General features: G+C 46.3%; 17 protein-coding genes. 13 read left to right on the top strand and 4 right to left on the bottom strand.

Annotated features, from left to right (window positions below):
* Positions 1-20: 20 nt before the first annotated feature.
* From ACKX14_RS02985 to ACKX14_RS03045, 13 genes are all read left to right on the top strand, one after another.
* On the top strand, positions 21-728 hold the full coding sequence (locus ACKX14_RS02985; protein WP_422444512.1) for a PspA/IM30 family protein: 708 nt from the start codon (positions 21-23) through the stop codon (positions 726-728).
* Complete coding sequence (locus tag ACKX14_RS02990; protein ID WP_422444514.1) at positions 728-1,381, top strand: hypothetical protein; 654 nt, start codon at positions 728-730, stop codon at positions 1,379-1,381. Before ACKX14_RS02985 ends, ACKX14_RS02990 begins: the two co-directional genes overlap by 1 nt.
* An 18-nt stretch (positions 1,382-1,399) precedes the next feature.
* A complete protein-coding gene (locus tag ACKX14_RS02995; RefSeq protein ID WP_422444516.1) occupies positions 1,400-1,630 on the top strand; it encodes an SHOCT domain-containing protein in 231 nt (76 codons plus the stop codon).
* A gap of 24 nt (positions 1,631-1,654) precedes the next feature.
* Positions 1,655-1,906, top strand: a complete 252-nt coding sequence (locus ACKX14_RS03000) for an SHOCT domain-containing protein (RefSeq protein WP_422444518.1) — start codon at positions 1,655-1,657, stop codon at positions 1,904-1,906.
* A 127-nt stretch (positions 1,907-2,033) separates the two neighbouring features.
* Positions 2,034-2,729 carry a response regulator transcription factor gene (locus ACKX14_RS03005; protein WP_422444520.1) on the top strand — a complete coding sequence of 232 codons (696 nt, stop codon included), beginning with the start codon at positions 2,034-2,036 and terminating at the stop codon, positions 2,727-2,729.
* A gap of 3 nt (positions 2,730-2,732) precedes the next feature.
* A complete protein-coding gene (locus ACKX14_RS03010) occupies positions 2,733-4,133 on the top strand; it encodes a sensor histidine kinase (RefSeq protein WP_422444522.1) in 1,401 nt (466 codons plus the stop codon).
* Between the two features lie 297 nt (positions 4,134-4,430).
* Complete coding sequence (locus ACKX14_RS03015) at positions 4,431-5,078, top strand: corrinoid protein (protein ID WP_422444673.1); 648 nt, start codon at positions 4,431-4,433, stop codon at positions 5,076-5,078.
* A 13-nt stretch (positions 5,079-5,091) separates the two neighbouring features.
* Positions 5,092-6,132 (top strand): MtaA/CmuA family methyltransferase, encoded by a 1,041-nt coding sequence (locus ACKX14_RS03020; protein WP_422444524.1) that lies wholly within the window; start codon positions 5,092-5,094, stop codon positions 6,130-6,132.
* A complete protein-coding gene (locus ACKX14_RS03025) occupies positions 6,110-7,081 on the top strand; it encodes a uroporphyrinogen decarboxylase family protein (protein WP_422444526.1) in 972 nt (323 codons plus the stop codon). Before ACKX14_RS03020 ends, ACKX14_RS03025 begins: the two co-directional genes overlap by 23 nt.
* The gene (locus tag ACKX14_RS03030) at positions 7,050-8,873 is read left to right on the top strand and encodes an ASKHA domain-containing protein (protein ID WP_422444528.1); all 1,824 of its coding nucleotides are present in this window, start codon (positions 7,050-7,052) and stop codon (positions 8,871-8,873) included. Before ACKX14_RS03025 ends, ACKX14_RS03030 begins: the two co-directional genes overlap by 32 nt.
* The gene (locus ACKX14_RS03035; protein WP_422444530.1) at positions 8,870-9,910 is read left to right on the top strand and encodes a uroporphyrinogen decarboxylase family protein; all 1,041 of its coding nucleotides are present in this window, start codon (positions 8,870-8,872) and stop codon (positions 9,908-9,910) included. Before ACKX14_RS03030 ends, ACKX14_RS03035 begins: the two co-directional genes overlap by 4 nt.
* 69 nt (positions 9,911-9,979) lie before the next feature.
* Entirely contained in the window at positions 9,980-10,906 is a 927-nt protein-coding gene (gene cysK / locus ACKX14_RS03040) for a cysteine synthase A (RefSeq protein WP_422444531.1), read from the top strand.
* Positions 10,907-10,908: 2 nt separating this feature from the next.
* Positions 10,909-12,042, top strand: a complete 1,134-nt coding sequence (locus ACKX14_RS03045; protein ID WP_422444533.1) for a bifunctional cystathionine gamma-lyase/homocysteine desulfhydrase — start codon at positions 10,909-10,911, stop codon at positions 12,040-12,042.
* 87 nt (positions 12,043-12,129) lie between these two features.
* Here ACKX14_RS03045 and ACKX14_RS03050 read toward each other — a convergent pair whose 3' ends face one another.
* From ACKX14_RS03050 to cysK (ACKX14_RS03065), 4 genes are all read right to left on the bottom strand, one after another.
* Entirely contained in the window at positions 12,130-12,702 is a 573-nt protein-coding gene (locus ACKX14_RS03050; protein WP_422444535.1) for a manganese catalase family protein, read from the bottom strand.
* A 15-nt stretch (positions 12,703-12,717) separates the two neighbouring features.
* Positions 12,718-12,972 carry a spore coat protein CotJB gene (locus tag ACKX14_RS03055; protein WP_422444537.1) on the bottom strand — a complete coding sequence of 85 codons (255 nt, stop codon included), beginning with the start codon at positions 12,970-12,972 and terminating at the stop codon, positions 12,718-12,720.
* Between the two features lie 21 nt (positions 12,973-12,993).
* Positions 12,994-13,164, bottom strand: a complete 171-nt coding sequence (locus tag ACKX14_RS03060; protein ID WP_422444539.1) for a spore coat associated protein CotJA — start codon at positions 13,162-13,164, stop codon at positions 12,994-12,996.
* 162 nt (positions 13,165-13,326) lie between these two features.
* On the bottom strand, positions 13,327-14,268 hold the full coding sequence (cysK, locus tag ACKX14_RS03065; protein ID WP_422444541.1) for a cysteine synthase A: 942 nt from the start codon (positions 14,266-14,268) through the stop codon (positions 13,327-13,329).
* Positions 14,269-14,272 lie beyond the last annotated feature (4 nt).

Below are 14,272 nucleotides of genomic sequence, written 5' to 3' on the forward strand. Positions count from 1 at the left end.
TAAAAAAGGGGGGGAACCCGATGAGTATATTTAACAGGGTTAGGGCTATTTTTAAAGCCAAGGCCAATTCAGTTCTGGATGAACTGGAAAACCCTGAAGAAACACTGGCATACTCCATTGTAGAAATGAAGGAGCAGTTAAATAAAATAAGAAGATCCCTGCTGGAAGTGACAACGGTCAAAAAGAGACTGGAGAGTGAACTTGAAGATACCCTTGGCAGGATAAAAATCGCGGAAGACCAGGCCGGTTTGGCGGTGGCTTCCAATCGCGATGATTTAGCCAGGGCTGCGCTGGAAAAAAAGCAAAACTTACTCGAACACTCAAAAAGGTTATCTCAACAAATTGAGGATTTAAATAAAAAACTCAGCATAATAAAAAATAATAAAGAACATCTGGAAGCCCAAATATCGGAACTGGAAACTAAAAAAGAGGAACTGATCGCCATGAACCGGGCGGCCGAAGCTCAAATAACGGTAAAGGAAACTTTAACCGGCATATCCAATGAAATGGCGGACATTAAAGATAGAATAGAAAGGGCAGAGAGGAAGATCAGAGAAAAGAAAGCAAAGGTATTGGCCATGGAAGAGTTAATCGAAATGGGGGCTCTTGAAGAATTAGACGAAAAAGACGAGATAGAAGCTGAATTAAGTAAAATTCAGAAAGAAGAATTAATTAAGCAGGAACTCGAGGCTTTAAGGCAAAAACACAATAACGGTGGTGGAAAGTAATGGGATGTGGAGGATTCGGAAATATCTTCAGGCTGTTTGATTACTACGAATACCCGGGGAGAACATGTTCTAGTGGAGAAAATTATCCCTATTATGAAGAGCGACAGAACGATACTGAAGAAAAATTGATGCTCATTAAAAAGATGTATGTCGAGGGAGCTATAAACGAGGAAGAATACGAGGTCTATAAACAACGTGTATTTGAACGCTCCATAGGGTTCGAAGAGTTAATCGAAATTCGCAGAAATCGTTTAAACAAAAGAACGAATTCGGACAAAGCACAGGATGCCGCTGAAGATAAATACAGAAACAAGATAGAAGCCTTGAGGCAATATAAAGAAAAAATAGTCCGCGTTGAAGAAAAGTTATTATCTAGAATCAGTGAACTGCAGGGTGAAAAAGAGGCTCTGGAAAAAATGGCGGGTGCCTTCATAAAATCCAATGAACAAAAAGCGGAAGAATATATCCGGAAAAAGATTGAAATAGAGGAAACCTTACAGAGATTGAACAAATATCATAAAGATCTCAAGACTGAAATTGAAGAAATTGAGGGCACAATCAGGATGTTGAATACAAAACTCTTAGAAGTAGAGGCGCTGCAATTGAAAGAAGAAGTATCTAACATTAAAATGCAGTTGGATGAAAACGGGTAAAAGGAGGGGTAAAATATAATGGGAGTTTGCCATGGGATATTCGGATGGGGCTTTGGCGGAGGTTTAATGGGCCTTTTATTGACAGGTCTTGTAATATACGCAGTAGTTATGCTGGTAAACGGTGCCGGGCAAAAGGGGGGCCGTCATACCGGCGGGAGTGAGGCTCTGGATGTTTTAAATGAAAGATATGCTAGAGGAGAAATGACGGATGACGAATATATGAGAAAAAAAGCCATGCTTACAGGTTAGCTTAAGCGATGGGAGGGAAATGAGATGTGGCAGTACGGATATGGATGCGGCTTCGGATTAGGGTACGGTGTATCCAACTCGTGGCCGTGGATAATAGGCGCAAACCTTATCGGTCTGGCTGTAATTATCGGTGTATTTTTCTTAATTATAAAACTGATAAACAGGGGGAGTTTTGGTAAAGGGGACAGGGCCCTGGATGTATTGAAGGAAAGGTTCGTTATGGGCGAAATAGGCGAAGAAGAATACCAGCGCAGAAAAAAGGTGTTGAGTTCATAAAAAAGAGAGCCGGTGGTGGTTTGTACCACCGGTTTTTTCTATTATATAAAAATAATGTTCAATATTGAATAATACTGGACATTATAGTATTTTAGATGGAGAAAATATTATACCTGGAGGTGGTATGATGCCGCAGGCTAAAGAAACAGTGCTTGTGGTTGATGATGAGGAAAATATAGTCGATGTGGTAAAAGCTTATCTAGAAAAGGAAGGGTATAAAGTTTTTGCCGCTTACAGTGGTAAGGATGCCCTGGAGGTTTTTGAAAAAGAGACTGTGGATTTTATAATTCTAGATTTAATGCTGCCGGATTTATCGGGGGAGCAGGTTTGTAAAAAAATACGGGTCAGGTCTCAGGTGCCCATACTTATGCTTACAGCAAAAGCGGAAGAATCCGATAAAGTAAACGGTCTTTATATAGGGGCTGACGATTATCTGGTCAAACCCTTCAGCCCGAAAGAACTGGTCGCCAGGGTAAAAGCTATATTGAGGCGGGCTGACCAGGAACAGACGATAAAGGCTGATGTAATTGAATTTAATAATGGCGACTTATTAATAGATAAGGGAAAAATGGAAGTCAGAAAGGGAAATAGGCTGCTTGAGCTGACGCCCACCGAGTTTAAACTTTTACTGGTTATGGCACAAAATCCCGGAAAGGTTTTTACCCGGGAAGAACTCATCGTCAAAACTCTCGGGTTTGACTATGAAGGGTTTGACAGGACCATAGATACTCACATTAAAAATTTAAGGCACAAACTAAAGGATAAGGAAAACAGATACATTCACACGGTATATGGCATCGGGTATAAATTTTTGGGGGATTAGCGTATGCTGAAAAATCTACGGATTAGAATAACGTTGTTGATCCTGGGGGGTGCCGTTTTTTCGATAGTTCTTGTTAGTGTAATTACCAATGTAACTTTATTCAGAAAGTTTGATATATATATGAAAAATGAGCAGCAAAACAGGATTAATGAAATCATAGATGTCATAAAATATTTTTATTCTACTGAAAACGGATGGACGGAAAGAAATTTGAAGAATATCATGGTATCTCCCCTTGTAAAGGACTTCGATATAATCATAAGGGATGCGGAAGGTAGAGTGGTTTTGGCTCATCCCATGGAATACGATATGTTCAAAATGCATCATGAAATGATGAGAATGATGAGCAGTCATATGGTTAGAGGCATCGTCAATCCGGATGAATACGTAACAAAGAAATATGGCCTCTATATAAAAGGCGAGTATATAGGAAGTGTTGAAATCGGATATATAGGTCCGTTTACGATTTCCGAAAGAGAAATTCAATTTACGAGAGGGATAAACATCTCGATTATTTACGCCGCCATAGTATCCATATTTGTGTCAATTTTACTCGGCTTTTACTCCTCCGGTGTCATATCCAAACCGATTTTGAAAATTACAGAGGCTGCCAACAACATTAGAAGGGGAAATTTGGACATACACGTTGAAATACCGGAGAATGTGAGGGAATTAAAAGAACTTTCCGATTCGATCAACCATCTGGCAAGATCGCTCGGCGAGCAGGAAAATTTGAGAAAACGGTTGACACAGGATATATCGCATGAATTGAGGACGCCTCTGACGATATTGCAGAGTCATATAGAAGCTATCAGCGATGGAATATGGGAACCCTCACGGGAGAAGCTGGATATTTGCAGAAACGAGGTTAATAGATTGATTAAACTTGTGGAACAACTTAAAGACCTTTCAAACATAGAAAACCACAAAATTACTCTGGATGTCGAAAGGTATAATTTATCGGACTCCTTGAAGGAGATCCTGAAGGCCTTTTCGCTGGAATTTAAAAATAAAAATATTGAGATTAAAACAGACATTGATGAAAACGTGTATATAGATGCGGATAAAGACAAAATAAGCCGTGCGGTAATTAATATACTTTCAAATGCTCTGAAATATACCAATCCCGGGGGGACGGTGTTGGTGGCTCTAACGGAAAAGGGTAGAGATGTTGAGATTGTGGTAAAAGATACAGGAATAGGTATAGATGAAAAGGACCTCCCGTATATTTTTGAGAGGTTTTACAGGAGCGATAAATCCAGGAGCAGGAAAACGGGTGGAGCGGGGATAGGTTTGACGATTGCTAAAAGCCTTATAGAGGCTCATAAAGGTAAAATATCTGTGGAAAGTCAGAAGGATAGGGGCAGCAAGTTTACCATTGTCATACCGATTAAAACAACATAATACACCCCAGCAGAAAGCCGGCCAAAACCATGAAAACTTTTTAAGGAAAAAACGGGGTGCTGCGGATTTCATTTAAAAAAGAAAAGCCGGTGATTGGGTGCTAAAAAAGTACAGTTGACGGCATAAATTGATGGAACGAATTTGAGGCTATTGACCGCGGATCGGCGGCCAGTTTTTTATTTTTTACTAAATGTTATTGACAATTGGCGGTGAAAGGGTTAATATAAAATTAAATACAAGTAAACCTATCAAAATAGTAGAAATTAAAACGGGGGAATTTTTGTGAATCAAAGAGAGATGTTAAAGGCTATTGCAAATAGCCTCCTTCAAATGGATGAAGAGCAAACGGCTGAAAATTCAAAAAAAGCCCTTGAGATGGGGATAAGCCCCTTGACTATCATAAACGAAGGGCTGGTGGCCGGCATGAATGAGGCGGGAAGACTTTTTGAAGAAAACGAATATTTTGTCCCTGAGCTTTTATTGTGCTCTGACGCCATGTATGCGGGCCTCAATGTGGTAACCCCTCTTATAAAAAAAGAAGAGGTCAGGAAGGTTGGGACTGCAGTTATCGGGGTGGTGGAAGGAGATACTCACGACATAGGGAAAAATCTTGTTAAAGTCATGATGGAGGCCGCGGGGTTTGATGTGATTGATTTGGGGAGAAATGTGCCGGCGAGAGATTTCGTTCAGGCAGCTAGGGAAAAGAATGCCGATCTTGTGTGCCTTTCCACTCTTATGACCACCACCATGGGAGAGATGAAAAAGGTGATTGAACTGCTGAAGGCCGAGAAAATACGAGACCGGGTGAGAGTTCTGGTGGGAGGCGGGCCGGTATCGGCCAGCTTTGCCAGGAGCATAGGAGCCGACGGCTACGGGGAAAACGCATCCAGCGCCGTGAGGGTCGCAAAAAAGGTTCTCGGAGTTTCACAGATTTTGGCATCATAAAGGGGAGCATGCGATGGAAAACTTAAAAGCACGCTTGATTGATGCAATATACGGCAATCCAGTCGACCGTGTGCCGGTAATATGCCCCGGCGGTATGATGAATATGGCGGTTGTGGATGTGATGAAGGCTACTTCATGCTTCTGGCCTGAGGCCCATACCGACCCCGGCGCCATGGCAAGACTTTCTCTGGGTGTACATTTTCTCGGCGGAATTGAAAATGTGGGCGTGCCTTTTTGCATGACCGCAGAAGCGGAAGCTATGGGCGCAAAAATTTATATGGGCACCGTGGAAACCGAACCCCGGGTGGTGGAATATCCGTTAACGGATGTGAAAGAATGGGAAAAGCTGAAAGCAATAACAGAAGAGCACTACAGAGTGGCGGTAATTCTGGAAGCTATAAGACTGATTAGAAAGTCATATCCTGAACTCCCCATCATAGGTAATCTCACCGGCCCCATAAGTCTTGCCACTTCGCTCATTGAACCCATGGAATTCTACAGGGCGATGAGAAAGAGGCCGGGTGAAACCCTTGCTTTTCTTGACTTTGTTGCGGAAAACATCATAACTATGGGAGAGGCCATGGTCAAAGCCGGGGCGGACGTCATAAACCTGGCGGACCCCAGCGGTACTGGCGAAATACTGGGTCCAGCGGCTTTCGGTGAAATAGCCGTCCCTTACATTAACAGGATAACGGAAACCATTGAAAGGGATACCCGAAAACCTGTAATGGTTCATATCTGCGGGCGATTGCTGCCGGTTTTAAAAGAGCTTTCAAAATTTAAGGCTCGGGTGCTCAGCATCGATGCCATCACCAACCTGAGAAAAGTAAAGCAGAGCCTTCCCGATAAGGTCATAATGGGTAATGTCAGCACCTTTCTGCTTGAAAAGGGTACCCCGGAGAGGGTGAAAAAGGCGGCGTGGATCTCCATAAAGCAGGGGGCTGGAATCTTATCCCCCGCCTGCGGCATAGGGGCCAGGACACCTGTCGCGAACATTCGGGCCATGGTGGAGGCAGCGAGGGAAATTGCAGATGAAAAAGCCGGAGCCAGCTAAAAAAGAGAGGGTGTATGCGGCTCTCCAGGGCAAAAACCGGGGCAGGCCGCCATGCGGGGAGATAGCGTTTCCGCCGGAATTTGCGGGCTATTACCATTCAAATTCAATTCTTACAGGAGACAGTAATAAAAACGATATATCTCCACGGGATTTATCAATACTGGAATGCATCCTTTCAGATTTAAGGGCGGATATAGCCGTAATTTCACTGGAGCCGTATATGGCAGCATCTGCCGTGACGGCCGGCAGCGCCGCAGAAGTGAAGCATTTTATATATAATACCGATTACTTCGTACTGGGAGGAGTGCCGGGGATATTTTATCCGGCAATAGAAGAACTGGGCTTTGAGGAAGCCGCGCGTATGGCGAAGAAGCAGCCGGAAGAATTCAGGCTGAACCTAAAAAAATTGAGAGAAAGACATGAAAAACTGGCCGCAGACCTGCTGAGTCAAGGAACTCACGGTATTATCATATTCGATGACCTGGCCGGAAGTCACGGTCCTTTATTTTCACCGGTTATGTTGAGGCAGCTGGTTTTTCCGGAACTTGAAGAACTGATTTCAAAAATAAGAATCAAAGCGAAGCCGGTCTTTTTCCATTCCGACGGCAATATAACCGGAATCCTTCATGATATTATGGACATGGGGGTAGATGTAATTCACGGATTTGAAGGCATGACCCTTAAAAATATAAGGGCTGTAAAAAAAATCCTCGGAAATAGAGCAACTTTTATGGGGAATATTCCGGTTAATTTTAAACCTGATGAAGCGGATAAAATATACACCACCGTAAGAGAAATGAAAAAAATTTTCACCGATGGCCGGTACATCTTTTCCAGCGACGGCGGAACAATGCCCGCATCGCTGGATAACCTGAGGATGGTTTATAGATATTTTCATAAACTCTGGGAGGGAATAAATGAGCAGAGTCACAATAACCATACATCCTGAAAATAAAAAAATAGAGGCCGAGGCGGGTCAAAATCTGATGAGTATATTGAGAAGGGCCGGAGTAAATATGGAGTTTCCCTGCGGCGGGTGCGGGACCTGCGGCAGGTGCAGGGTAAAGATACTGTCAAAGACCCCGCCTCCAAAAGAGGAGGAATTAATGCTCATTTCTACATCGGAATTGGAAAAGGGTGTCCGCCTGGCATGCCTGTGCAATGTAAGCTCCGACATGGATGTAGAATTGCTGTTCAAAGGTAAAAAAGGAGTGGTGCTGGAGACGGGATTTGTTGGAGAATTTAATATAAATCCTCCTCTCAAAAAGGTGTTTTTCCGTTTGACCGCCGCGAACAGAACCGGTGTCCCGCTGGAACGGCAATTAGAGGATGAGGTGGGATACCCCCTGGCGCCTGAATGCAGGCTGGAACTGCTTCAAATCTTCTCCGGCACACCCATGCGGGAAGGTACCGCCATTATCAGAAACGGCAGGATAACCGGTATTGAGGCAGGAAATACCGCTTCGTTGTTATACGGTGTGGCGGTGGACATCGGCACCACCACCGTGGTGGTTTCCCTGGTCAATTTGAGTGACGGCAGGGAAGAAGCGGTGGTATCCGATTTAAACCCACAGATAGAATTCGGCCAGGATGTGCTGGCGCGTATAAGTTTTGCCGCAAAGGGGCGGTGGGAGCTCGAACGGTTGAAGAATTTAATAATAGAGGCTATAAACGGGCTCATAAACAAGGTAAGTGCCAGAGCAAACATTTCTCCAAGATATATCTATGAAGTTTCCGTTGCGGCCAATCCCACCATGACACACCTGTTTTTGGGCATAAATCCCGAGACCATCGGTTCCGCTCCTTATAATCCTGTTCTGAATGGGGCCATATACGTGAAGGCCGGTGAACTGGGGATTAATATTTCTCCATTCGGCATGGTCTACTGCCTGCCTGCCATATCCGGTTACGTGGGTGCCGATATTACGGCGGGGATAATGGCTACAGGAATGTATAAAAAGAATGAAAAGTCATTACTCATGGATATAGGCACCAACGGCGAACTGGTTTTATTCGATGGACAAAAACTCTTTGCATGCTCTTCGCCCGCCGGACCCGCCCTGGAAGGGGTTAATATAAGCTGCGGCATGAGGGCGGCTCCGGGGGCCATCGAGGAAGTACGCATTATTGAAGAAGATGTTTCCGTCAAAACCATAGGGGGAGAGCAGCCGGCGGGCCTTTGCGGCAGCGGCATTATCGACCTCATATCCGAGCTATTAAAAGCCGGGGTTATAGATTCGAGCGGGAAATTGAGCAGCAGCGGTGAAGGAGTTCCGGAAAAAATCGCTCGTCGGATTTTTGAAAAAGATGGGAAAACGGTCTTTAAGGTAACGGAAGCCGGCGAAAATTCAGAATCCATATACCTCACCGCCAGGGACATCAGACAGGTACAGCTGGCGAAGGGGGCCATATGGGCGGGGATAACCGCCTTGCTGGAACAAAACAAACTGGGTCCCGACGATATTGACAGGATTTATGTGGCCGGCGCCTTCGGGGCACATCTCCGCACCGAAAGCCTTATAGGCATAGGAATGGCGGCCGAAGAGTGGGAGGGTAAAATATTATTCGTGGGCAATACTTCAAAGACCGGAGCCATGATGTGTTTGCTGTCGGAGGATTTAAGATGCGAGGCGGAAAAGGTGGCAGGAAATGTAAATTATATAGAGCTTTCGATGCTGCCGGGTTTTGAACGCATATTTACCAAAAGCTTAAAATTTCCGGAGAGGAGAAACAAGACATGAACGGCAGGCAAAGGGTTTTCGATACCCTGCAGGGAAAACCGGCAGGAGCCGCTACGGTTTTTGCAACGGAATTCTGGGCTCTAAACCGGCGTGGGTATTCCATAAAGGATTTTTTGGAAAATCCAAAAAAGCTTGCCCCGCTTGTTATAGAAGAGGCTCTTGGTATAGATTCAGATATTTTCTTTTTGCTGGCCGGTCTTACTGGAGTGCCGGTGATGGAGCTGGGCGGTCAAATGCGGTTTCCCGAAAGGGGAGCGCCTTTTATGGAAAAACCTCTGATTGAAAACGAAATGGATTTACAGAAACTCGACATTGCGACGGTAAAATCCGGCGACAAGGTCCGCTCTCTCCAGCAGGTGGCCGGTTTTATAAACAAATGCGTCAAGGAAAAGCAGGTACTGGCGGTAAACTGCCGGGCGCCCTTTACCCAGGCGGCTCAAATGGTGGGGCCCGACCGCTTTATGAGGCTTCTTTACCGTGATGAAGTCTTCGTCCGTGAAGTTATGGAGTTTTCTACCCGCCTTTTTATTGAGTATGTAACCCTCTTTATTGAAGAGGGCATTGAGATGATATACATCTCGGACCCTTCGGCATCGGGCGACCTCATATCAAGAAAGCATTTTGAAAAGTATGTCTTTCCTTATTTAAATGACGTTAACGATTATATCAAAGGCCGGGGGGTGAAGACACTCCTGCACATATGCGGTGACACCACCGACAGGCTGGATTTAATACGCAAAATCGGCCCCGATATAATGTCTGTAGACCACAAGGTGGATTTGACTTTGGCCAGGAAGCTTCTTGGAGACGACGTGTGCCTTGCAGGCAACGTAGATCCGTCTTCCGTGATGGAATACGGTGACCCGGGGGATGTGACCCGGGCCGCCACTGAATGCATAAAAGCGGCAGGTGCCGGAAAATTTATTCTCATGCCGGGGTGTGAGATATCGGGAAACACCCCCATGAAAAATATAAAGGAGTTTTTAAGGGTGGGTCACCGGCATTGTATGAGTGAATCGGAAGCTGGAGGTAAGTAAACGGCGCTTTTGATTAAAAATAAGATGGTATATGCTTCTAATATTATATCTAAAAAGGGGAATTTTAAAATGTCCAAAGTGGCAAATGATATAAGGGAACTTATCGGCGGTACACCGCTTCTCAAAATTAATAATTTTTCCCTCCCGGACGAAGTAAAAATATATGCCAAGCTGGAGTATTTTAATCCGGGAGGCAGCATAAAGGACAGGGCCGGTCTTTTCATGCTGGAAGAAGCTGAAAAACACGGCATGTTAAGACCGGGTGCGACCATTATTGAGCCGACCGCCGGCAATACCGGTATCGGCATAGCACTGGCGGCGCTGAATAAGGGTTATAAGGTAATATTCGTGGTGCCCGAGAAATTTTCTGAGGAAAAGCAGGAGCTTATGAAGGCTCTTGGTGCGGAAATCATTCACACCCCCACCGACAGGGGTATGGAAGGGGCCATTGAGAAGGCGCGGGATTTAAGCCGGGAAATACCCGATTCTTTTATTCCAAACCAGTTTGAAAACCCGGCGAACCCGCTGGCCCACTACAAGACCACGGGTCCCGAGATTTATGAGCAGCTGGACGGGAAGGTGGATTATTTCGTGGCGGGCGTTGGCAGCGGAGGGACTTTTACGGGCGCCGTGAGGTACTTAAAAGAAAAAAATCCCAAAATTAAAGCTGTGGCCGTAGAACCGGAAGGTTCCATTCTGGGAGGAGGACCTAAAGGTTCTCACAAAACCGAAGGCATTGGCGTGGAATTTATACCGAAAACACTGGATGTAAATCTAATAGATGAAGTGATTACCGTTTCGGATGAAGACGCCTTCAACATGGTGAAAGAACTGGCCAGAAGAGAAGGGCTTCTGGTAGGGAGTTCTTCTGGAGCTGCTTTTTATGCGGCTTACCGAATTGCCGGGAGAATTACAGGCCCGGCCAATATTGTGACGATTTTCCCCGACGGCAGTGAAAGGTACCTGAGTAAAAAAATTTACCAGGGGGGTATTTAACCGTGAGACCGGATACAAAGCTGCTTCACACGGGTTTTGAAACAGATGAAAAGACCGGGGCTGTGAGCTATCCCATCTACCAGGTCTCCACCTACAGGCAGGAGGCTCCGGGAAAACACCTCGGATATGAATATTCCCGGACGGGTAATCCCTCTCGCGAAGCTCTGGAAAAGGTAATAGCAAGCCTGGAGGAGGGTAAAAGAGGTTTTGCTTTTGCCTCCGGGATGGCCGCTATTACGGCTGTCTTCATGCTCTTCTCAAAAGGAGATCATGTTATTGTATCCGATGACGTCTATGGCGGAACTTATCGGGTGTTGAGTAAGGTGTTCGACAGGATGGGGATTGAAGCCGCATATGTTGATACCACTGACTTAACCTCTATAAAAAAGGCCATAAAGTCAAATACCAGGGCGGTGTTTATTGAAACCCCCACCAATCCCCTTCTCAAAATAACGGATATAAGGGCTGTGGCCGAACTTTGCGACACCCATAGTCTTTTACTGCTCGTGGACAACACCTTCATGACACCATACTGGCAAAAGCCCCTGTCACTGGGGGCCGATATAGTAATCCATAGTGCCACAAAGTATCTGGGCGGTCACAGCGATGTGGTGGCCGGGCTTGCAGCCGTGAAGGATGAAGACCTGGGAGAAAAACTTCACTTCATTCAGAATTCCACCGGAGGAGTCCTGGGGCCTTTCGATTCATGGCTTTTGATGAGAGGTATAAAGACCCTGGGCCTTCGTATGCAGCGCCATGAACAGAACGCGAATGAGTTAGCCGGCTTTCTTACGACTCTGCCCCAGGTAAAAAAGGTATATTACCCTGGACTTCCAGAGCACCCCGGTCATGAAATTCAGAAGCGGCAGGCTGGGGGATTTGGCGGAATGATATCCTTTGAACTGGCATCCGAAGAACTGGCCGAAAAAATGCTCAGGAAACTAAAAATAATTACCCTGGCCGAAAGCCTGGGAGCTGTTGAAAGCCTGATAAGCCTTCCGGCGAGAATGACGCACGCTTCCATACCCGAAGAAGAGCGAAAAGCAAGGGGTATCAGCAATAGTCTGGTGCGCCTTTCGGTGGGAATAGAAGATGTACGGGACTTGAAAGATGACATTTTAACCGCCTTGAGCTGAGTTTATTAAACATGCCCGGAGTATGGGCCGGCATGGAGTGAAACAGAAAACATAAAAATAAGGCCCCCGTTGATGGGGGGCATTTTTTTAGAAAATATGTTTTCTGGTCATGTAGTCTCTAACAAGCATCAATGTTTCTCCAAATCTCTGGAAATGCACCACTTCTCTTTCCCTGAGGAAAGACAGGGCGGCAACGACCCCGGCATCGTCGGTTAAGTTAATCAGGTGTTCATAGGTGGTGCGGGCTTTCTGTTCGGCCGCCAAATCTTCGTGCAGGTCTGTGATGGGATCGCCGGTCGCTTGGATATATGCGGCCGTCCAGGGAACCCCCGCCGCATCATGGGGGTAAAGCGCATGGTCGTGCTGGGCGTAGTGGTCGCCGATACCCGCTCTGCGCAGTTGTTCCGGCGTGGCCCCATCGGTGAGCTTGTATATCAAAGTTCCTATTATTTCCCAGTGAGCCAGCTCTTCGGTGCCTATATCCGTTAAAACAGCCTTGGCCTGGGCTATGGGCATGGTATAGCGCTGAGTAAGGTATCTGACGGCGGCCGAAAGCTCGCTGTCCGGCCCTCCGTACTGGGCAAAAAGGTATTTGGCCATCCCCAGGTCTACGCGGCTGACGTTTGCCGGGTATTCGAGCTTTTTCTCATAGTACCACATTTGCCTTCACCCCCGTTAATATCTTATTTCCCAGGGCCACGGATCGCTGATATACTGGTACGGGTACTGCGATATGGAATCAAGCTTTAGCGGTCCGAACCTTTCCTCATAAATGGCTTTTAGCTGATGCGACCTTCTTGCGAGCCTGCTGTGGTCCTCTAAAGCTCTCCTGTCGTCGGGGTGAGTATCAAGAAAAAGAGCAAGTTCGTATACGGCGAAATCAACAGCCTGTATTTCCGTCAAAAGATTTATCATTTCCGGAATTTGCATGTTTTACACCTCCACCAAATATTATACGGCGGTTCTCGGCGGGTAAGGCCTGTAAAGCTCGGGAAAAATGGTTCCATTGATTAACGCTGTTCTGAGATCAAAGGTTTCTCCGTACATCTGGCTGGGGATGTAGGCCTCCGCCAATCTCATGTCCATATGCAAATCCCTTTGCAGGTCATTATGTTCGGACATTCTTATTCCTCCCCGTCAAGATTTTCTGTTTGCGCCATCAACGTAATAATTTCAGCAGAAAGTGGTAAAGTTGTCAGCATCTTTCAATACTATATTATGCGAGCCCGGTGTTTTCAGTTACAAATAAATAACCGGCGGAGAATTCCGCCGGTTTTGGTAATTTCATTCTTCAGGGAACAGCCCTTCTACGCTGAGATACCGCTCGCCGGTATCGGGAAGTATGGTGACGACCAGTTTTCCCGGTCCCAGTTCTTCGGCAATCTTTTGAGCCGCGAATACCGCCGCTCCAGAGGATATTCCCGCAAGGATCCCTTCTTTTGTAGAAAGCTTTTGAGCGGTTTCGAAAGCATCCTGGTTGCTTACGGTTATTATCCTGTCGACGAGAGAAAGATCCAGCACTCCGGGGACAAAGCCCGCCCCGATACCCTGTATCTTGTGAGGGGAGGGTTTGCCTCCAGAAAGCACCGGTGATGCCGCAGGTTCTACAGCTACAATTTTAACTTGGGGGATTTCCTTTTTTAAAACCCTTGCAACACCGGTTATGGTGCCTCCGGTTCCCACGCCGGCCACAAAAGCGTCGAGCCTGCCACCGGTCTGGCTCAGGATTTCGCGGGCCGTTGTCGCCTCGTGGATGGCGGGATTGGCGGGATTGTCAAATTGTTGGGGCATAAAATAGTCCTTGTGCTTCTTCACCAGCTCCATCGCCCTGTCCACCGCGCCTTTCATCCCGAGCTCCGGTGGGGTGAGCACGAAATCCGCACCGTAGGCCTTAAACAGTTTCCGGCGCTCAATGCTCATAGAAGAAGGCATTACAAGAAGGAGCCGGTAACCCTTTACGGCGCAGACCATGGCAAGACCTATGCCCGTGTTACCGCTGGTGGGTTCAACCACTGTGTATCCAGGTTTGAGCAGACCTTTTTCTTCGGCGTCCCGTATCATGCTGTAAGCGATACGGTCTTTTACGCTGCCGCCGGGATTGAAAGATTCCAATTTCCCCGCTATGGTGGCACCACCCGGGGGTGACAGCCTCGAAAGTTTAACCATAGGAGTGGCACCTATCAGCTCAATTACAGAGTTACAAATTCCGCTTATTTTGGCGGTCATATCA

The sequence above is a fragment of the Thermorhabdus hydrogeniformans genome (assembly GCF_049310025.1).
Taxonomy (GTDB): Bacteria; Bacillota; Thermosediminibacteria; order Thermosediminibacterales; family Tepidanaerobacteraceae; genus JBJYKD01.